The organism is Mycobacterium sp. IS-1556, from assembly GCF_001499985.1.
In the GTDB taxonomy this organism is placed as follows: Bacteria; Actinomycetota; Actinomycetes; order Mycobacteriales; family Mycobacteriaceae; genus Mycobacterium.
Genome location: NZ_LQIM01000003.1, coordinates 74,980 through 95,361 on the forward strand (window position 1 = coordinate 74,980; position 20,382 = coordinate 95,361).

At 68.5% G+C, this 20,382-nt stretch carries 17 protein-coding genes and 1 riboswitch; of the genes, 5 read left to right on the top strand and 12 right to left on the bottom strand.

Features of this window, described 5'->3' with window-relative positions; translation table 11 throughout:
• Nucleotides 1-118: 118 nt before the first annotated feature.
• Genes AU187_RS04335 through AU187_RS04355 form a run of 5 tightly spaced genes read left to right on the top strand, consistent with a single transcriptional unit; the run spans nt 119 to nt 7,794 of the window.
• Nucleotides 119-1,507, top strand: coding sequence for a hemolysin family protein (locus AU187_RS04335; RefSeq protein WP_059098548.1), 1,389 nt, complete (start codon nt 119-121; stop codon nt 1,505-1,507).
• Nucleotides 1,500-2,552: a hemolysin family protein gene (locus AU187_RS04340; RefSeq protein ID WP_059098658.1), complete on the top strand. Its 1,053-nt coding sequence runs from the start codon at nt 1,500-1,502 to the stop codon at nt 2,550-2,552. Before AU187_RS04335 ends, AU187_RS04340 begins: the two co-directional genes overlap by 8 nt.
• A complete protein-coding gene (locus tag AU187_RS04345; protein WP_172800156.1) occupies nt 2,545-3,414 on the top strand; it encodes a 3-methyladenine DNA glycosylase in 870 nt (289 codons plus the stop codon). Before AU187_RS04340 ends, AU187_RS04345 begins: the two co-directional genes overlap by 8 nt.
• Nucleotides 3,415-3,462: 48 nt before the next feature.
• Nucleotides 3,463-5,676, top strand: a complete 2,214-nt coding sequence (locus AU187_RS04350; protein ID WP_059098660.1) for a malate synthase G — start codon at nt 3,463-3,465, stop codon at nt 5,674-5,676.
• Between the two features lie 36 nt (nt 5,677-5,712).
• On the top strand, nt 5,713-7,794 hold the full coding sequence (locus tag AU187_RS04355; RefSeq protein WP_059156952.1) for a substrate-binding domain-containing protein: 2,082 nt from the start codon (nt 5,713-5,715) through the stop codon (nt 7,792-7,794).
• A 78-nt stretch (nt 7,795-7,872) separates the two neighbouring features.
• On the opposite strand, the gene gcvP is transcribed toward AU187_RS04355, so the two are convergent.
• From gcvP to AU187_RS04415, 12 genes are all read right to left on the bottom strand, one after another.
• Nucleotides 7,873-10,740, bottom strand: coding sequence for an aminomethyl-transferring glycine dehydrogenase (gcvP, locus tag AU187_RS04360; RefSeq protein WP_059098550.1), 2,868 nt, complete (start codon nt 10,738-10,740; stop codon nt 7,873-7,875).
• A 163-nt stretch (nt 10,741-10,903) separates the two neighbouring features.
• A riboswitch (glycine riboswitch) is annotated at nt 10,904-11,001 on the bottom strand.
• A gap of 136 nt (nt 11,002-11,137) precedes the next feature.
• Nucleotides 11,138-11,773: a MerR family transcriptional regulator gene (locus AU187_RS04365; protein ID WP_059098551.1), complete on the bottom strand. Its 636-nt coding sequence runs from the start codon at nt 11,771-11,773 to the stop codon at nt 11,138-11,140.
• A gap of 301 nt (nt 11,774-12,074) precedes the next feature.
• Entirely contained in the window at nt 12,075-12,569 is a 495-nt protein-coding gene (locus AU187_RS04370) for a bifunctional nuclease family protein (protein WP_059098552.1), read from the bottom strand.
• A 60-nt stretch (nt 12,570-12,629) separates the two neighbouring features.
• Nucleotides 12,630-13,364, bottom strand: coding sequence for a transcriptional regulator FtsR (ftsR, locus tag AU187_RS04375; protein WP_059156953.1), 735 nt, complete (start codon nt 13,362-13,364; stop codon nt 12,630-12,632).
• Nucleotides 13,365-13,844: a glycogen accumulation regulator GarA gene (gene garA / locus AU187_RS04380; RefSeq protein ID WP_059098554.1), complete on the bottom strand. Its 480-nt coding sequence runs from the start codon at nt 13,842-13,844 to the stop codon at nt 13,365-13,367.
• A gap of 132 nt (nt 13,845-13,976) precedes the next feature.
• Complete coding sequence (gene gcvH / locus AU187_RS04385) at nt 13,977-14,372, bottom strand: glycine cleavage system protein GcvH (RefSeq protein WP_059098555.1); 396 nt, start codon at nt 14,370-14,372, stop codon at nt 13,977-13,979.
• Between the two features lie 45 nt (nt 14,373-14,417).
• A complete protein-coding gene (locus AU187_RS04390; protein WP_059098556.1) occupies nt 14,418-15,230 on the bottom strand; it encodes a DUF881 domain-containing protein in 813 nt (270 codons plus the stop codon).
• A 3-nt stretch (nt 15,231-15,233) separates the two neighbouring features.
• The gene (locus AU187_RS04395) at nt 15,234-15,566 is read right to left on the bottom strand and encodes a small basic family protein (protein WP_059098557.1); all 333 of its coding nucleotides are present in this window, start codon (nt 15,564-15,566) and stop codon (nt 15,234-15,236) included.
• A 22-nt stretch (nt 15,567-15,588) separates the two neighbouring features.
• On the bottom strand, nt 15,589-16,503 hold the full coding sequence (locus AU187_RS04400) for a DUF881 domain-containing protein (protein WP_059098558.1): 915 nt from the start codon (nt 16,501-16,503) through the stop codon (nt 15,589-15,591).
• Between the two features lie 28 nt (nt 16,504-16,531).
• Nucleotides 16,532-17,158 carry a CDP-alcohol phosphatidyltransferase family protein gene (locus tag AU187_RS04405; protein ID WP_059098559.1) on the bottom strand — a complete coding sequence of 209 codons (627 nt, stop codon included), beginning with the start codon at nt 17,156-17,158 and terminating at the stop codon, nt 16,532-16,534.
• A gap of 9 nt (nt 17,159-17,167) precedes the next feature.
• Complete coding sequence (gene secA2 / locus AU187_RS04410) at nt 17,168-19,492, bottom strand: accessory Sec system translocase SecA2 (RefSeq protein WP_059098560.1); 2,325 nt, start codon at nt 19,490-19,492, stop codon at nt 17,168-17,170.
• 48 nt (nt 19,493-19,540) lie between these two features.
• A complete protein-coding gene (locus tag AU187_RS04415; RefSeq protein ID WP_059098561.1) occupies nt 19,541-20,371 on the bottom strand; it encodes a GNAT family N-acetyltransferase in 831 nt (276 codons plus the stop codon).
• Between the last annotated feature and the right edge of the window lie 11 nt (nt 20,372-20,382).

Sequence of the window (20,382 nt, forward strand, 5' to 3'; positions counted from 1 at the left end):
AGGCCCGGGTTTCAGAGGGGGCCTTCCCGGCCTTGCGGCCCGACCGCGAGCCCCCCGACGCCGAGCCCTCCTCTAGGCGGCCGGGCAGCAGGCCCGGCACCCCTACGGGGAGGATCCGATGACGGTCGCCACGTCGCTGCTGTCGCTGTTGGCGTTCGCGCTGCTGACCGCGGGCACCGCGGTCTTCGTCGCCGCTGAGTTCTCGCTGACCGCGCTCGAGCGCAGCACCGTCGAAGCCAACGCGCGCAGCGGGCACCGCCGCGACCAGATGGTCCGGCGGGCGCACCGCACGCTGTCGTTCCAGCTGTCCGGAGCGCAGGTCGGCATCTCGATCACGACGCTCGCGACCGGGTTCCTGGCCGAACCCGTGGTAGCCAGGCTGATCCGCCCCGGCCTGGACGCCGTCGGGATGCCGGAACGGTTCGCGGGCGGGTTGGCCCTCGTGCTGGCCATCGTGATCGCCACGTCACTGTCGATGGTCTTCGGTGAGCTGGTGCCGAAAAACCTCGCGGTCGCGCGGCCGGTGCCGACGGCGCGCTGGTCGGCCGCGCCACAGCTGCTGTTCTCGGCGCTGTTCACCCCGCTGATCCGGCTGACCAACGGGACCGCCAACATGATCCTGCGCCGGCTGGGCATCGAGCCGGCCGAGGAGCTGCGCTCGGCCCGCTCCCCACAGGAACTGGTGTCGCTGGTGCGCAGCTCCGCGCGCAGCGGCGCGCTGGACCCCATCACCGCCGTGCTGGTGGACCGCTCGCTGCGGTTCGGCGACCGCTCCGCCGAGGAACTCATGACGCCGCGGCAGAAGATCGAGGCCCTCGACGCCGACGACACGGTCGCCGATCTGGTGACCGCGGCGATCAGGACCGGATACTCCCGTTTCCCGATCATCCGGGGCGACCTCGACGAGACGATCGGCATCGCACACGTCAAGCAGGTCTTCGAGGTGCCGACCGGCAAACGCGACAGCACCCGGCTGGCCACCCTGGCGCTTCCGGTCGCGAGGGTGCCGTCGACGCTGGACGGTGATGCGGTGATGACACAGATCCGCGCCAACGGGCTGCAGACCGCGCTGGTGGTCGACGAATACGGCGGCACCGCGGGCATGGTGACCGTCGAGGACCTCATCGAAGAGATCGTCGGCGACGTCCGCGACGAACACGACGACGAAGCGCCGGATGTGGTGCCCGCCGGGCGCGGCTGGCAGATATCGGGCCTGCTGCGCATCGACGAGGTCGCCGGCGCGACCACGTTTCGCGCCCCCGACGGGGACTACGAGACGATCGGCGGCCTGGTGCTCGAGAAGCTGGGTCACATCCCCGAAGAAGGCGAGTCGGTGGAACTCGACGCGTTCGATCCCGACGGCCCGATCGAGAATCCGAACCGCTGGCTCGCGACCGTGGTGCGGATGGACGGGCGCCGCATCGATGTGCTGGAGCTGACCGAACTGGGGCGGCGCGGCGACGGATCCGGTACCGGACGGGGCGATGGGAGCCGCGCCGATGGGTGACTTCCTCGGTGTGCTGCTGACCGTGCTGCTGCTCGCCGTCAACGCGTTCTTCGTCGCCTCGGAGTTCGCGTTGATCTCCGCGCGCCGCGATCGGCTCGAGGCGCTGGCCGAACAAGGCAAGAAGAGCGCGGTCACCGTGATCCGCGCGGGCGAGCGTCTGTCGCTGATGCTCGCCGGCGCGCAACTGGGCATCACGATCTGCTCCATCCTGCTCGGCCGGGTCGGCGAACCCGCCGTCGCTCACCTGCTGGAAAAGCCGTTCGACGCCGTCGGTGTCTCCGATGCGGTGCTGCACACCGTCTCCTTCGTCGTCGCACTGACGATCGTGGTCGTGCTGCACGTCTTGCTGGGCGAGATGGTGCCGAAGAACATCGCGATCGCCGGGCCCGAGTCGGCGGCGATGCTGTTGATCCCGACCTATCTGGTGTGGATTCGCCTGGCTCGACCGCTGATCGCGTTCTACAACTGGTGCGCCAACGCCACCCTGCGCGCATTCCGCGTCGAGCCGAAGGACGAACTCGACGTCACGGTCTCGACCGTCGAACTGTCCGAGATGATCGCCGAGTCGCTGTCCGAGGGCCTGCTCGACCCGGAGGAGCACGGCAGGCTCACCCGCGCGCTGCAGATCCGTGATCGTGCCGTCAAGGACGTGGCCTTCCCGCTGCGCGACATCAGGACGGTGTCGGTGGCGCGCGACGGCGCGGGGCCGACGGTCAGCGCGGTCGAGCAGGCACTGGCCGAAACCGGCTACTCGCGTTTTCCGATCACCGACGCGTCCGGCGCCTACCTCGGTTACCTGCATATCAAGGACGTGCTGGCGTTCGTCAACGACCCTGACGCGGTGCTGGACTTTGCCATGGTGCGCCCGCTGCCGCTGGTGCCGGCGTCGCTGCCGCTGCCCGACGCGTTGTCGCGCTTGCGGCGCACCAACAGCCACCTGGCACTGGTCACCGCGCCCGACGGCAGCGTGGAGGCGATGGTCGCGCTCGAAGACCTCGTCGAGGATCTGGTGGGCACCGTGCGAGACGGGACACACCGTGTCTGACGTCGCCCGGGTGCTGTGCGAGGCCGAGTGGACGGACCGCGAGCGCCGTCACCGTCGGCGCGTCGACGACTTCCTGCGCACCCACCGGTCCGACGACACGCATCCGGTCTGGGATTTCCTGTTCACCTACTACAGCCTGCGGCCTGGGCGGTTGCGGACCTGGCATCCCGGGTTCGGGATCGCGCTGGCCGGTGCGGCCGCGCAGCGATACCTGCGCCGCACCGGATACCGGCCGGACGGCGCCGCGGTGACGGTGGCCCGCGACTACCTGCTGGCGCGGCTGGACACCGTCCGGTTCATCGGCCGTCTGCTGTGTGCGACGGAGGCGCGTCCGGCACGGCTGAACTGCTTCGGCCTGCACGAGTGGGCGATGGTCTACCGCGCGCCGACGGTGCGTCACGACCGGGTGCCGCTGCGGCTCGGCGCCGCGGGCACCGACGCGGTCGTCGAGTCGATGCCGTTGCGGTGCACCCACTTTGACGCGTTCCGGTTCTTCACCGGGCCGGCCACCCGGCGCAACACCGAGCAGCTCACCCGGGCGGGCCAGACCGCCAGCGAACAGCCGGGCTGCCTCCACGCGGCGATGGATCTCTTCAAGTGGGCGGTCAAGCTTGGGCCACTGGTGGCGTCGGAGTTCGTGATGGACTGTCTGGACCTGGCGGCCGATGCTCGCGCACTCGACATGCGGGCCAGCCCCTATGATCTCCGCGACTACGGATTCGAGCCGATCGCGATCGAGACACCGGCGGGTCGAGCCGAATACGTTCGGCTCCAGCAGACGGTTGCTGAGCGGGCCGCGCCGCTGCGGGCCGCGCTTGCCGATCGGTGTGACCGGCTACTGACGACCGCGGCTGGCGGATAGCGCCAGTTACCGGTGGGTAAGCTGGTTCGACAGCTTGAGGGAGGAATGATGACCGATCGCGTGACGGTTGGGAACCTGCGCGTGGCCCAGGTGTTGTACGACTTCGTCAACAACGAGGCGCTGCCGGGCACCGATATCGACCCCGACACCTTCTGGTCCGGGGTGGACAAGGTCGTCGCCGACCTGACGCCGAAGAACGACGAGCTGCTCGCCCGGCGAGACGAGCTGCAGGCCCGGATCGACAAGTGGCACCGGCAGCGGGTGATCGAGCCGCTCGACCCCGAGGCGTACAAGGCGTTCCTCACCGAGATCGGGTACCTGCTGCCCGAGCCCGACGACTTCACCGTCACCACCGCGGGCGTCGACGACGAGATCACCACGACTGCCGGTCCTCAGTTGGTGGTGCCGATCCTCAACGCCCGCTTCGCGCTGAACGCCGCGAACGCTCGGTGGGGCTCGCTCTACGACGCGCTCTACGGCACCGACGTGATCCCCGAGGACGACGGCGCCGAGAAGGGCGGCAGCTACAACAAGGTTCGCGGCGACAAGGTCATCGCCTATGCCCGCCGGTTCCTCGACGGTGCCGTGCCGCTGGCGTCCGGCTCTTGGAGTGAGGCCACCGGACTGAAGATCGACGACGGTCAGCTGCTCGTCGATCTGGGCGACGGAAACTCGGTCGGACTCGCAACGCCCGAGCAGTTCGTCGGCTACACCGGCGAGCTCGGCTCCCCGCAATGGTCGGTCCTGTTGCGCAACAACGGCTTGCACATCGAGGTTCTCGTCGACCCGCAGTCCCCCGTCGGCTCCACCGACGCCGCAGGCATCAAGGACGTGGTGCTGGAGTCGGCGGTCACCACGATCATGGACTTCGAGGACTCGGTGGCCGCGGTCGACGCCGACGACAAGGTGCTCGGCTACCGCAACTGGCTCGGGCTCAACCGCGGCGATCTCACCGAAGAGGTGAGCAAAGGCGGTGAGACGTTCACCCGTAAGCTCAACGAAGACCGCACCTACACCACCCCGGATGGCGGCGAGTTGACGCTGCCCGGTCGAAGCCTGCTGTTCGTGCGCAACGTCGGCCACCTGATGACCAACGACGCGATCCTCATGACGGTGAACGGCGCCGACGGCGAGCAATACCGAGAGGTGTTCGAAGGCATCCAGGACGCGCTGTTCACCAGCTTGATCGCGATGCACGGCCTCAAGTCCGGCGACGATAACGGGCCGCTGGTCAACAGCCGGACCGGCTCGGTGTACATCGTCAAGCCGAAAATGCACGGCCCGGACGAGGTGGCCTACACCGTCGAACTGTTCAGCCGCGTCGAGGACGTGCTCGGACTGCCGGCCAACACGCTCAAGATCGGCATCATGGACGAGGAGCGCCGCACCACGGTCAACCTCAAGGCGTGCATCAAGGCGGCCGCGGACCGGGTGGTCTTCATCAACACCGGTTTCCTCGACCGCACCGGCGACGAGATCCACACCTCGATGGAGGCGGGTCCGATGATCCGCAAGGGCGCGATGAAGAGCACCCAGTGGATCCAGGCCTACGAGGATCAGAACGTCGACCTCGGGCTTGCGACCGGCTTCTCCGGCAAGGCCCAGATCGGCAAGGGCATGTGGGCGATGACCGACCTGATGGCCGACATGGTCGAACAGAAGATCGGCCAGCCCAAGGCCGGGGCCACCACCGCGTGGGTCCCCTCGCCGACCGCGGCCACCCTGCACGCCATGCACTACCACGAAGTCGACGTCTACGCGGTGCACAAGGAGCTCGAGGGCAAGAAGCGCACCAGCATCGACCAGCTGCTGACCGTGCCGCTGGCCAAGGAGCTGGCCTGGGCGCCCGAGGAGATCCGCGAGGAGGTCGACAACAACTGCCAGTCGATACTCGGCTACGTGGTGCGCTGGATCGACGCCGGCGTCGGCTGCTCGAAGGTGCCCGACATCCACAATGTTGCACTGATGGAAGACCGTGCCACACTTCGGATTTCGAGCCAGTTGCTGGCGAACTGGCTGCGCCACGGCGTGATCACGCCCGACGACGTGGTCGCGAGCCTCAAGCGGATGGCGGCCGTCGTCGACAAACAGAACGAGCAGGATCCCGAATTCAAGCCGATGGCAACGGATCCGGACCACAGCATCGCGTTCCAGGCCGCGCAGGAGTTGATCCTGTCCGGCGCCGAGCAGCCGAATGGCTACACCGAACCGATCCTGCACCGCCGGCGGCGCGAATATAAGGCCGCAAGCGACGGTGCGTGATCCGGTGACCGGTCGACGTCGCGGGTAAGGGCGGAAGTGGGCAGGCACAGCAAACCGGATCCCGAAGATTCGGCAGGTGAGGACCGACACGACGAGTCCCGGACCGAGCGATTCGACCGGCTCGGCGGGACCGAACCCGAGCGCGGTGCGGGCTACTTCGGGGGGTTCGGCTATCCCGACGATCGTCCCGAGCACTCGGATGAATACCCGGGCGACTACCGGGACGACTCCCCGGACCAGTCGGACTACGAAGGCTACGAGGCCTACGAGGACTACGACGGACCCGAGTATCCCGAGTCGCAGAGCGGCAGCGGCTCGGCTCCCCCGCCGGGCATTGGGCCCAGGTCGGGCCCGCAGCACAGCGGCGACTGGGAGGGCGGTGAATGGACCGGCAGCCATCGCGCGGTGACCGCCGGCAGGCGCGGCGTCAGCGTCGGTGTCATCGCCGCGCTCGTCGCCGTCGTCGTCGCCGTCGGCGCGGTCATCCTGTGGCGTTTCTTCGGGGACGCGCTGTCCGACCGCAGCGACCAGGCCGCGGCGCGCTGCGTGGACGGCGAACTGGCCGTCGCGGTGGTCGCCGACCCGGCCATCGCCGCGCACATCCAGACGCTGGCCGACCGCTACAACGAAACCGCTGCCCCGGTCGCCGACCGGTGCGTCAAGATCGGCGTCAAACCGGCCGAATCCGACCAGGTGGTCAACGGGTTCATCGGACCCTGGCCCGCCGAGCTCGGCGATCGGCCGGCCCTGTGGATCCCCGGAAGCTCGGTGTCCGCCGCGCGGCTCGAGGCTTCCGCGGGCGCCCAGACGATCATCGACAGCCGCTCGCTGGTCACCTCGCCGGTGCTGCTGGCCGTGCGGCCGCAACTCAAGGGCGCTCTCGCACAACAGAACTGGTCGACGCTGCCGCGGCTGCAGGCCAGCCCGGCGTCGCTCGAGCAGCTGAACCTCCCCGGCTGGGGTTCCCTTCGCCTGTCGCTGCCGCTCAGCGGCGACAGCGATGCGTCTTATCTGGCCGCCGAGGCGGTCGCGGCGGCCTCGGCACCGGCCGGTGCGCCGCCGAGCGACGGCACGCGAGCGGTGAACACGCTGGTGGCCAATCAGCCGAAGCTGGCGGACAAGAAGGCCTCGACCGCGATGGACGCGCTGCTCAACGCGGCTGATCCCGCCACAGCGCCGGTGCACGCCGTCATCACCACCGAACAGCAGCTGTACCAGCGCAGCGCCCAGTTGCCCGACGCGGGCAAGACAGTTGCCTCCTGGCTGCCGCCCGGCCCACCGGCCGTCGCCGATTTTCCGACGGTGCTGCTGGAGGGCGACGGGCTGTCGCAGGAACAGAAGAGCGCGGCCAGCGAATTCGCCCGGTTCATGCGCAAACCCGAGCAGTTGGCCGAACTCTCCAAAGCCGGTTTCCGCGCCGAGGGCGCGACCCCGCCGGACAGCGACGTCATCGATTTCGCTCCGCTGCCGGCGCCGTTGTCGGTCGGCGACAACGAGATGCGGGCGACGCTTGCCAATGCGCTGACTGCGCCGGCGGCGAACCCGGCCGTGACGATCATGCTCGACCAGTCGATGCCCACCGACGAGGGCGGCCAGTCCCGGCTCGAGAACGTGGTCGCCGCGCTGACAGCCCGGCTGCAGGCGCTGCCGCCCTCGGCGGCAGTCGGCCTGTGGACCTTCGACGGCACCGAGGGGCGCTCCGAGGTGAGCACCGGACCGTTGTCCGACCAGGTCAACGGTGCCCCGCGGTCGGCGGCCCTCACCTCGGCGCTGGACGAGCAGTCCGCATCGGGCGGCGGCGCGGTGTCGTTCACCACGCTGCGCCTGGTCTACACCGAGGCGATGGCGAATTACCGTCAGGGCCAAGAGAACTCGATCCTGGTGATCACAACGGGCCCGCACACCGACCAGAGCCTGGACGGCGAAGGTCTGCAGGCCTACATCCGCGGCGCGTTCGACCCGGCACGGCCGGTAGCCGTCAACGTGATCGACTTCGGCTCCGACTCCGATCGCGAGACCTGGCAGGCCGTCGCCGAGGCCAGCGGCGGCAACTACCAGAATCTGACGAGTTCGGCGGGCCCCGAACTCACCGAGGCGATCGCCAACTTCGTGGGCTAAACGGGCGCCGAACGGGTGTTACCCGCACGCTTGCTGCGGCGACGCATGCATTGAGCCCACAGTCGGCGGAACGGGGAACTAGGCGAACGCGGCGACCGGCGGGCACGAGCACATCAGGTTGCGGTCGCCGTACGCCCCATCGATGCGACGCACCGGCGGCCACACCTTCGGCCGGAAGTTCTTGCCGAGCGGATAGGCGGCCTGCTCGCGGGTGTAGGGATGGTCCCACTGGGCCACCAGCAGGGACTCCGCGGTGTGCGGCGCATTACGCAGCGGATTGTCGTCGACGGGCCACTCGCCCGAGCCGACCTGGTCGATCTCGGCGCGGATGGCGATCATCGCCTCGCAGAACGCGTCGACCTCGGCCAAGCTTTCGCTCTCGGTGGGCTCGACCATCAGCGTGCCCGCGACCGGGAAGCTCATGGTCGGAGCGTGGAAACCGTAGTCCGCCAACCGTTTCGCGACATCGTCGACGGTCACTCCGGTCTGCTTGGTGATCGCGCGCAGGTCCAGGATGCACTCGTGGGCGACCATCCCGTTCTCGCCGGTGTAGAGCACCGGGTAGTACTCATCGAGGCGGCGGGCGACGTAGTTGGCCGACGCGATCGCGGTCAGCGACGCCGCACGCAGCCCACCGGCCCCCATCATCCGGATGTAGGCCCACGTGATCGGCAGGATCGACGCCGACCCGTACGGCGCCGCCGACACCGCGTGCTTGCCCCCGAGTTCGCCGGCCAGCGGATGACCGGGCAGGTAGCGCGCGAGGTGTTCGCGCACCGCGACGGGCCCCACCCCGGGTCCACCGCCGCCGTGCGGGATGCAGAACGTCTTGTGCAGGTTGAGGTGGCTGACGTCGCCGCCGAAGCGACCGGGCCGGGCCAGACCGACGAGCGCGTTGAGGTTGGCGCCGTCGACATAGACCTGGCCGCCGACGTCGTGTACGGCCGCACAGATGTCGGCGATGTCGTGTTCGTAGACGCCGTGGGTGGACGGGTAGGTGATCATCAACGCCGACAACCGATCGGCATGCTCGGCGACCTTCGTCCGCAGGTCGTCGAGATCGACGTCCCCGTTCGTCCGGCACGCCACCACCACGACCCGCATCCCCGCCAGCGCGGCCGATGCCGCGTTGGTGCCGTGCGCACTCGATGGGATCAGGCAGACGTCGCGGTCCGGCTGGCCGCGTTCGGCGTGGTAAGCCTGGATCGCCAGCAGACCCGCGTATTCGCCCTGCGAGCCGGCGTTGGGCTGCAGCGACACCGCGTCATAGCCGGTGATGTCGGTCAGCCACTTCTCCAGATCGGCGATCAGCTTGCGCAACCCGGGGGTGTCGGAGGCCGGCGCGAACGGGTGCTGCCGGCCGAACTCCGGCCAGGTGATCGGCTCCATCTCCGCGGCCGCGTTGAGCTTCATCGTGCACGATCCGAGCGGAATCATGCTGCGGTCCAACGCGATATCCTTGTCGGCCAGCGACCGCAGATAGCGCATCATCTCGGTTTCGGTGCGATACCGCGTGAAGGCCGCATGGGTGAGGAACTCCGACGTCCGCGTCGTAATGCGTGGCCCGTCGAACGCCGAGTCCACCGGTGTCGCGCCGAACGCGGCCAGCACCGCCGCCACATGGGCCTCGGTGGTGGCCTCGTCGCACGACACGGACACGTGATCGTCGTCGACCAGCCAGACGTTGATCCCGCGCGCCTTCGCGGCGTCACGCACCGCACCCGCCCGCCCGGGCACTCGAGCCAGCACCGTGTCGAAGAACGCGCGATGCACGACGTCGACACCGGCCGCTGACAGGCCGGCGGCCAGGGCCCGCGCCCGCTCGTGCACGCGGGTGGCGATCCCGGTCAGGCCGTCTGCGCCGTGATAGCTGGCATACATCGCCGCCATCACGGCCAACAGCACCTGCGCGGTGCAGATGTTGCTGGTCGCCTTGTCGCGACGGATGTGCTGTTCGCGGGTCTGTAGGGCCAAGCGGTAGGCCGGCGACCCATCCGCATCTACGGACACCCCGACCAGGCGGCCGGGCAGTTGCCGGGCGTGTTTGGCGCGCACGGCCAGGTAACCGGCGTGCGGTCCGCCGAATCCCATTGGTACGCCGAACCTCTGGGTGCTGCCGAACGCGACGTCGGCGCCGACTTCGCCGGGCGGGGTGAGCAGCGTCAGCGCCAGCAGGTCGGCGCCGACGGCGACCAGAGCACCCCGCTCGTGTGCCTGTGCGATCAGTGCGGTCCAGTCGTTGACGCATCCGCTGGCGCCGGGCAACTGCACGATGACGCCGAAGAAGTCTCCGTCGGGCAGGCCACGTGTGAGGTCGGCGCTGACGAGCTCGATGCCCAGCGGCTCGGCGCGGGTGGCCAGCACGGCGGCGGTCTGCCGGTACACGTCAGCGTCCACGGCCAGGCGGTGCGACGGACCACGCACGGCCCGGTGCATCAGGGTCATCGCCTCGGCGGCCGCGGTGCCCTCGTCGAGCATCGAGGCGTTGGCGACCTCGAGACCGGTCAGGTCGGTCACCATGGTCTGGAAGTTCAGCAGCGCCTCCAGGCGGCCCTGGCTGATCTCCGGCTGATACGGCGTGTACGCCGTGTACCAGGCGGGATTCTCAAGGATGTTGCGGCGCAACACCGGCGGCAGCAGCGTGTCGAAATAACCCTGTCCGATCATCGACACGGCCACCGTGTTCAGCGTGGCCAGCGAGCGCAGTTCGGCCAGCGCCTCCTCCTCGGTGGCGGGCGCGGGTAAGTGGTCGAGGCCGGGGGCAAGGCCGTCGGCGGACAGCGTGTCGAGGATGCCCGACGGCAGCGCCTTGTCGGCGAGTTCGTCGAGCGAACCCACACCGATGGTCTTCAGCATCGTCGCGACCGCATCGGCATCCGGGCCGATGTGGCGGTCGGCGAAGTTGTGCTGGTGGTGATCGAACACTGGGGGATGCTCCAGTCGCATAGAGAAACCGTGTGGGTTCCTCTCCCTCTGTCGTCGACCCGGACCGGGCGCCTGAGAGATTCGGCGCTTCCCGGCCCGCCGCTTCCTGGCGGCGAGAAACGCCTTTCCCCATGGGCGGGTAAGCGCCCCATAGCTGTGGGCTTACCGCTTTCCAGAGGCATCGGGGCCTGACGCGGTCCGGGGGCCTGAGAGGTTGACGGAGAGGTGTTGCTCCTTCGGCGTCCGTGACTGGCGGTCACGGAACTCTCCCGCACCAGGGCGATGCACGGGCGATTCTACCGCTAGCCGTGCGCGTCTACACGCCCAGCTGGACACTCACCTGTACGCCGAACAGACGCAGACTGTCCCTTTCAAGCCGCGAAACAGGGCAGTTTGCGCCTGTTCGCGAGAGGAAAGGTCAGCCGATCTTGCGGTCGCGGTGCTTGCGGCGGGAGGCCAGCTCGTCCTCGGGCGCCGCGATCGACTCGCCGCCGTCGGCCCGTTCACCCGGGAAATCGGCGATCGCGCCGGTCAGCTCCCGCATGGCGCCCGACACCGCGATGCCGAACACACCCTGGCCGCCCTGCAGCAGGTCGACCACCTCTTCGGCCGACGTGCACTCATAAACCGTGGTGCCGTCGGAGAACAGCGTGATGTTGGCCAGATCGCGAACCCCGCGCTGACGCAGATGGTCCACGGCGACGCGGATGTTGTGCAGCGAGATGCCGGTGTCGAGCAGCCGCTTGACGATCTTGAGAACCAGGATGTCCTTGAACGAGTACAGCCGCTGGCTGCCCGAGCCGGCCGCGCCGCGGATCGACGGCACGACCAGCGACGTCCGCGCCCAGTAGTCCAGCTGCCGGTAGGTGATGCCCGCGATCTGGCAGGCGCTCGGCCCCCGATAGCCGACCAGCTCGTCGGGGACGGAGTCGTCGGGGAAGAGTCCCGCCTGCACGGGTTCTGATGTCGATTCCGAAGGTGCCGTCAGTTCCGAATCCGCGGGGCCGCTAGCAGCAGTGAGATCCAGCTGCTCCTGACGTGGCGTGTCTCCCACTTCTCGATTCCTCTCGCCGATCGAACCCGCGTCTGTGACCTGCGTGGGCGCACATCCTGCCAAGCCCGAGTGTGTCGAGCATACGCTTTGCGCCGTGCCTTCGACTGCCCATCAGTGGTCCGGCCACCAAAGTATGGCTGCCCCAAACGTAGATGGGGAAAACGCGCGCCGCGTGTCGAAGCGACGAGACGTTTCCGTGACTAAAAGCCCAGGAAGCCTCGCCGCGTGATCGTCGTCCGGCTAGGTCCGATGGCCAGACTCCTCAACGCGGCTCGTGCCTCGCCGCGTGATCGTCGTCCGGCTAGGTCGCCTTGAAGTCGTCGGGCGACACGCTGTCGAGAAACTCCTTGAATTTCTCCACCTCGTCCTCGCGCACCGCGCCCGCTGCCTCGTCGTCGTTCTCGTCGGGGATGATGAGGCCGGCCTCCGCGAGCACCGCCTCCTCGACGTAGATCGGCACCCCGACCCGCAGCGCGATCGCCACCGAGTCCGACGGCCGCGCCGAAACCTTGATGTCGCGGTCGAAGATCAGGTCGGCGTAGAAGGTGCCTTCCTGCAGGTCGACGATGCGTACCTCTTTGAGCGAATGACCAAGCGCGGCAATGACATCGCGGATCAGGTCGTGGGTCAGCGGCCGGGCCGGCTCGACTCCCTGCTGTTCGAGCGCTATCGCGGCCGCCTCTGACTGGCCGATCCAGATCGGCAGATACCGGTCGCCGTTGGACTCCCTCAGCAGCAGGACCGGCTGGTTCTGAGGCTGCTCCACGCGAATGCCGACCACACGAACCTCACCCATCTGTGTCTGCCCTCCGCGCCGAAGAAGCCAGCCTGTTAGCCATCGCTTCGAGTCTAATCCTCAGCGATCCAGTACGTCGCGCACCGCGGACTTGATCAGGGATGTGTGCAACGTGATCGCCAGCGCCGCCACCTCACGCGCCAGGTCGTCGGCGCGGTCGCGGGCGCCGGCCTTGTTGGCCTTGACGATCGGTCCGGCGATTTGGGCGATCAGGTCGGACTGCCGGTCGGCCGCCGAGCGGAACGCCCGCAGATGCCGGGCCTCGACACCGTAATCCGCCAGCGCCCGCGCACACTGCGCGATCACCACGGAATGCTCGTCGAAAAATCCGCCGGGTCCGGTGGTGATGATCCCGGCCTTCACGAGCGCGCTCAGAAGTTCATCGTCGACGCCCGAGCGGGCCAACAGGTCCTCCCGCGACAGCCGCACCTGCGTCGGCGCCACCGCCGAAACCGCCCCGGCATCACCGTCGGCCGCTACCGGCACCAGACGCGGCACCCCGTAGGCGGATCCGCTCTGGGGTAGCTCGCCGTCGGGCTGCGCGTCGAGCTGCGCCTTAATCACCTTCAACGGCAGGTACTGGTCACGCTGGGCGGTCAGGATGAACCGCAGGCGCGCGCAGTCGTAGGCGGTGAACCGCCGATAACCCGACGCGGTGCGCTCGGGGGTGACCAGGCCTTCGCCCTCCAGGAACCGGATCTTGGAGATGGTCACGTCCGGGAAGTCCGGTCGCAGCAGATCGAGGACCGCTCCGATCGACATCCCAGTGAGCGCGGGAGTGTCGGGCGCGCTCACTTAGCTGCCCGGACCGCTGTCGTCGCTCTTGGGCCCGGTCAGGAACACCAGGCGGAACTTGCCGATCTGCACCTCGTCACCGTTGGTGAGTACCGCGGAGTCCACGGGTTCGCGGTTGACGTAGGTGCCGTTGAGGCTGCCGACGTCGACCACCTGGAACTCGCCGCCCTCGAGCCGGAACTCGGCGTGCCGACGACTCACCGTGACGTCGTCGAGGAAGATGTCGCTGTCTGGATGCCGCCCGGCCGACGTGGTGGGCTGGTCGAGCAGGAACCGGGAGCCCGCATTCGGCCCACGCTTGACGACCAGCAGCGCCGAACCGGCAGGTAGACCTTCGACGCCCGAGACGGCGCCCTCGGTGCCCGCCGTCGCCGGGGCGTCCAGTTCGTTGAGGAAGTCGGCGCGGAAGACCGATGTCGTTTCCACGGTGACTTCGTCAGACGTCTGGTCGGTCCCAGAATTCCGGTCGTTTTCCGTCACCCGCTGCTCCTAACTGGCTGCTGTGGCGATACCGCGTCTGATTTGACCGTACCGCGCAGTGGACGTGATTGTGCCCACCACCGCCGGATCGGCCCCTAGTTGGCGTCCGGTGTGCAGAACCCTAACAACCCGTCATTCAGTCACCGTGCTGCGGTAGCCGTCGGCATCGAGGAGCCCGCGAAGCGCGTCCTCCAATGCGCCGGCGTCGGTCTGCAACTCGACCAGCCAACCTTCGCCGTAGGGGTCGGAGTTGACCAGCTGCGGGTTCCCCTCCAGATCACCGTTCACCGCAACCACTTTGGCGGTGACGGGAGCGTAGAGGTCCGACACCGACTTGGTGGACTCCACCTCGCCGAACGACTCGCCGGCCGTCACCTCGGCGCCGACGTCGGGCAGCTGGACGAACACGACGTCCCCCAGCGCCGACTGCGCATAGTCGGTTATCCCGACCCGCACGGTGTCGTCGCCGGTGCGCAGCACCCACTCGTGTTCCTCGGTGTAGTGCAGGTCGGCTGGGATTTCGCTCACGGCGCTCCTCGTTCTTCAGCGTTCGGCGTGGTTGGCCACTGACCCTCATTTGACTGGCTGAGCGTATTGGCGCTGTTTCGGTTGTCGCAAGGCGGTCACGTCGACCCGGTCGGACTGTTGCACCGTCATGGTCCCGCCGACGCGTTCGACGCTGTCCATGGCGCCGCCGGGAATGGTCATCGCGGCGGCCAGGGTGGGTGGATCACCAATGGCCAGAACGGAATACGGCGGCTTCATCGGCGAGTTGTCGACCACCAGGGCGCCGGGGTCGCCGACCACCCAGGTGTCGACGCCGACGCGCACCGAGGTCTGTTGACCCGGTCCCCCGCCGCGGATCTCCATGGCCTCGGCGCCGGCGTTGCGGAGCTCGTTGATCACGTCGAGCAGCGTCTCGGCGGGGACGCCGGGCGCGGTGTCGGTGATGGTCAGCGTGACGCCGGGCCCGGTCGCGGCCACGGTGCCGATCAGGATGGACAGTGCGGCCAGCCGGGCCTGCGCGTTCTCGACCGCGGCCTGGTCGCTGCTGCCGGACGCCTGCAGCTGCGTCAGTGTGCGCTGCAGGTCGCTCACCTCGGTGTTGAGTGCGGCCTCCCGCTGCTGCAGCGAATCGAGCAGCACCAACAGGTCGGCGGGCCGGGCGGTTTCCAGCGCATCGCCGGATTCGTTCTGCCGCACCTGGGTGACGATCGCCACGCCGAGCACGACACAGAGCAGCACCGCCAGCGCCCGAAAGATCAGCTGTGACCGGGTGCCCCGCCCTCCTCGCAACTCGTCGAGGTCGGGTGCGGGCGCATCGGGCGGCAACTCGTGGCGGCCGTGCTGCTCCGGCTGCTCGTGCTGCGGGGTGTGCTCACTCATGCGTCACGCGCCGAATAGCCTGCGCCGCAACGCGGCTGCGTTCCCGAAGATCCGGATCCCGAGCACGACGATGATCGCCGTCGACAGCTGGGTGCCGACGCCCAGCTGGTCACCGACATAGACGATCAGCGCAGCGACCAATACGTTGAACACGAACGACACCACGAACACCTTCGAGTCGAAGATGCGCTCCAGATACGCTCGCAGCCCGCCGAAGACGGCGTCGAGCGCGGCGACGACCGCGATCGGCAGATACGGCTGGACGAAGTCGGGAACGTCGGGGCGGAAGACCAGCCCGAGCACGATGCCGACGACCAGTGCGGCGATTCCGATCATGTGTCTGACTTCATCTCTGTGTCTACGGCCCAATCTCCTTGGCGAAGTTGATTTCTCGGACGGAGGCGGCGGGCAGTTCGAGCCCGTCACCGGTGCTGACGCTGACTCCGACGCCGTAGGAGACCTCCAACAGTCGAAGTCGTTGCAGGCCGGGGCTGCGGTCGAACACGCCCTGCATCGCGTGTGGCGGTCCGATCGCGAGGACGACGTATGGGCTGCTGATCGGTTGATTGTCGACCAGGATCCCGCCGCCCGCCTGTCGGACCGTCACATTGGGTCCGATCCGCACACCGCCCACCGACAGCGCTTCGGCGCCGCTGACCCACAGCGAGTTGACGACCAGTTGAAGATCGCGGTCCAGGATCACCTGCCGGCTGCCCGGCACCCGCTCCTTCGACACGTCGCTGAGGTCCGCGGATACGCCCGGGTCGGTGATGGTGATCGTCAGGCCGGGGCCGATCACGGGTGTGGCGGCCGCAGCGAAGTTCGCCCCGTCGAGTCGTTCCAGCAGTTGCTGGCCGCGTGCATCGCCTTCGAGGCGGTTGCGCCGTTCGTCGTCGACTTCGGCGGCCAGCGTGTCCCTGCGGGCCGTCATGGCCGCGGTGTCGGCTTCGGCCGTCCGCACGCTGCCCGCGAGCACCTGCTGCGTCTCGCGGACGCCCGGGGCGGTCGCGCGGGCCTGGGCCATCGCAACCGCGAACACCACCACCAGCAGCAACGCACCGGCCACTTGCCAGATCCACGTCTGCCACCGGGGCCGCACCCGACCGGCGGCTTTGGCCTCGGCCGCCGCCGCATACCCGGGGTCGAGGTGGTCGGTCAGCAACGACCGCAGCAGCGACGGGACCGGGATCAGCGTCGGTCGGTCCGCCTCGTGGGCGTTGCGGCCCGCCTGCGGGTCGTAACCGCCGAGCGTTCTGCGGAAGCTCTGCGTCATCGGGCGTCCGGGCTCGTCGCGCGCGCGTTCATCGCGTCACCTTCGGCAGCTGTCGCACCACCATGCCCACCTGGATCAGGTACAGCAGACCGGACCACAGGTACATCACCAGGCCCCAGATCAGGAAGGCCCAGCCGATGGCCAGCACCACCCGGCTCCAGGTCGCGTCCCACTGCCCCAACAGGATCAGCGGCAGCCCGGACATCAACGCGAACGTGGCGGCCTTGCCGACGTAGGTGACCGGCAGCGCGGTCAGGCCGCGGCTGCGTAGCAACGGCAGCGTCGTGGCCAGCACGGCATCGCGGCCGATCAGCGTGAGCACGATCCACCACGGAAGCGAGCCCTGAATCGCCATGGCGATCGGGACCACGAGCATGTAGATGCGGTCGACGGCCGGGTCGAGCAACTCCCCCAACCGCGACGACTGGTTGTCGACCAGCCGCGCGATCTTGCCGTCGGCCCAGTCGGAGAACCCGCTGAACATCAGCACCGCCACCGCCCAGGCGTTGGCGTGCACGACCAGCAGCAGCCAGAGGAAGACCGGCACCAACACCAGGCGCAGCACGCTGAGCACGTTGGGCACCGTGAGCACCCGGTCGCGGGCCTGACCCGCCTCGTCCGGCGGCGAGGGCGCTTGGCCATGCGCCTCGGTCATGGACTCAACCTAGCGGAACACGCCCGGCAGGCTCAGCGCCGACAGCGAGTCGTCGGCGAGCGGGTTGTCGTGCACCATGTACGTCCACGTCGAGGTCGGGCGGGCCAGTTTGGAAAGGTCGACCCCGGGCTCGTCCTCGATCGACGATGCGGTCTCGAATGTCTGCTGGGCCGCTTCGATCGCATCGGCGGCCAGCGAGGCGAACGCGTCGACGGCCATCCGGTGGAACTCGTCGATCGGTGTCTGGTTGCCCAGCGCCCTCAGGTGGATGCTCTCCCGGATGTCGGCCAGATACGCCAGGTGGTCGGCCCATCCTCGGTCGAGGTGGTACAGCATGATCAGCCGGCAGATCTTCTCCAGCTTCTCCTCGCCGAGCCGCTCGACGACCTCCTCGTAGCGGTTCGGCGACAGATCGGCGAGCTCCTCGCGCGCGGTCGGCGTGCGCAGCAACGTGTTTCGGCGTTCGACGATGATCGCGCGCTGCTGGGCGATCAGCTGGTTGTAGCGCCAGTTGTTGGCGTGGATGTCGAGCATCCGGCCTTCGGCGATGCGCTGCGCGTGATCCAGCAGAGTGGCCGCCTTAGGGCTCACGACGCGGCCGTCGTCGTCGCTGTCCATCGGAAGCTTGTTCGGTTCCAGATGCGCCACCACCACGTCGTCTTCCCAACTGGAGAAGAACACCGACGAGCCGGGGTCGCCCTGGCGCCCGGCGCGACCGCGTAGCTGGTTGTCGAGCCGCTCGGTGTGGTGCCGGCCGGTGCCGATGACGTGCAGCCCCCCGAGCTCGGCGACCTCGTCGTGGTCGGCCTCGTCGGAGCCGCCGAGGCGGATATCTGTGCCGCGGCCGGCCATCTGGGTGGACACCGTGATGCTGCCGAGCTTGCCGGCTTCGGCGATCACCGCGGCCTCCTCGGCGTCGTTCTTGGCGTTGAGCACCACCGCCGGAACGCCCGCCTTCACCAGCTTCTCGTGCAGCTCTTCTGACTCGGCCACGTCGCGGGTGCCGACGAGCACCGGTTGCCGGGTCTCGTGGATCTCCTTGATGTGCTCGACGATCGCGTCGTTCTTGGCCGCCGCGGTGACGTACACGCGGTCGGTTTCGTCCTGGCGGATGTTCGGCTTGTTGGGGTCGATCGGCGAAACGCCGAGCTTGTAGAACTGGCGCAGCTGCTCGCCTGCGGCCAGCGCGGTGCCGGTCATGCCGCACACCGTCTGGTACCGGTTGACTAGCGCCTGGACCGTGATGGTGTCGAGCACCTCACCGGTCTCGGTCGTCTCGATGCCCTCCTTCGCCTCGACCGCGGCCTGCAGACCGTCTGGCCAGCGCTGCAGCTGGGCGATCCGGCCGCGGGAGGCGTTGATCAGATGCACGGCGTCGTCGCGGACGATGTAGTGCACGTCGCGCTGCAGCAGCACGTGCGCGTGCAGCGCCACGTTGATCTCGGTGAGTGTGGTGGCGACGTGCTCCTCGGAGTACAGGTCGATGCCGCCGAGCTTGGCTTCCATCTTCTGCGCGCCGATCTCGGTGAGATGCACGTTGCGGCTGTCGGTGTCGGTGTCGTAGTCGACGCCGGGCGTGAGTTCGCCGACCATCCGGATGATTTCGACCTTCGGGGTCTCGCGGTGGCTGGTGCCCGCGAGGACCAGCGGCACCAGCGCTTCGTCGACGAGCACCGAGTCGGCCTCGTCGATCAGCGCGACGTCGGGATTCGGTGAGACCAGGTCGGCCACGTCGGTGACCAGCTGATCGCGCAGCACATCGAAGCCGATCTCGTTGACCGAGGCGTAGGTGATGTCGCATTTGTAGGCCGCGCGGCGCTCGTCGGCCGTCGAGCTCTCGGTGATCCAGCCGACAGTCAGGCCCAGCGCCTCCAGCAGCGGGCCCATCCACTCGGCGTCGCGACGCGCCAGGTAGTCGTTGATGGTGATGACGTGCACGCGCCGGCCGCCCAGCGCATAACCGGCCGCCGCGATCGCGCCCGACAGGGTTTTACCTTCACCGGTGGCCATCTCGACCACGTCGCCGGCGAGCATTCGCAGTGCGCCGAGGAGCTGCACATCAAAAGGACGGAGCTGGGTCGTCCGTTCGGCGGCTTCCCTGGCGACCGCCAGGAACTGCGGAATGTCGGTGGACTCGGCGAGGTCGTCGAGGATCAGCAACTTGGCGGCCTTGCGCAGTTGTTCGTCGTCGAGCGCCGCGGCCTTCTCGTCGAACTCCGCCGAGCCGCGCACCTGGGCCATCGACTGGGCCTGGTCGCGGTCGGTGCTGGCGCCGAGCAGCCGCCAGAACCTGCTGCTGACACGACCTGAATTGCGGGTCTTCGTCTTCACCACACCGCTACCGTACGCGGCCCCCGGACTGCAGGTCGCGCACCGTCGCGCTCAATCGAGCGGCCGGAAATCGATGCGCGCGGAGTCGGACACCGCCTCGAACCCGATCTTCTGGTAGATCGCGTTCGACGTCGGATTGGCCAGGTCCGTGAACAGCACGACGCCGGCGTCGCCGCGATTCAACGCCCCCTGTGCGGCCGCGGCGGTGACGGCTGAGCCGTAGCCGTGCGCGCGGCGGTTCGCGGGGGTGAAGACGGGACCGATGCGCGAGACCCCGGCCGCGGCCGAGCGCAGCAGCGCCATGCTCACCGGCGTGCCGTCGACGTCCCACAGCACGAACCGGTCACCGCGGCCCATCGCGGCGTCGACGAATACGCCGCCCGCGGTGTCGGGATGTCCGGGCGTCTCGGCGAAGAACGACTGCACCCAATCGGCCAGCACGGGGCGATCCGGGTCCGCCGCGATGCGAGCCGAACCCGCGACACGTGCCGGCGGCTGCAACGTCCCGAGCCGGTACAGCCGCTCCTCGAGCGTGACGGCGGCTACTCGACCCGTGCTTTCACTCCAGGCGTCGGCGAACGCGGTAGTGGCGTGGCGAGCACCGCGCACACCGGTGAGGTCGGGACACCTGTCCGCGACATCGCGGGCGACGGCATCGATGTGCTCGGCGGGAATACCGTTGCACGCCAAGGGGTATGGCGGTGTCTGCAGCGCCACGCCGAGGATCTCCGAGTCCTGCCACAGTGACAGCAGCAGCGCGTCGTCCGGCAGCGCGGCCCGCAGGACGGTCAACTCGATCGTGTTGGCGATCGGGTCACGGCGATAGACCGGCTCGGCGATCGCGAGGAACTCGTCGGCGGAATCGTGAAAGCGCAGCTCCATGACTCCAGCAT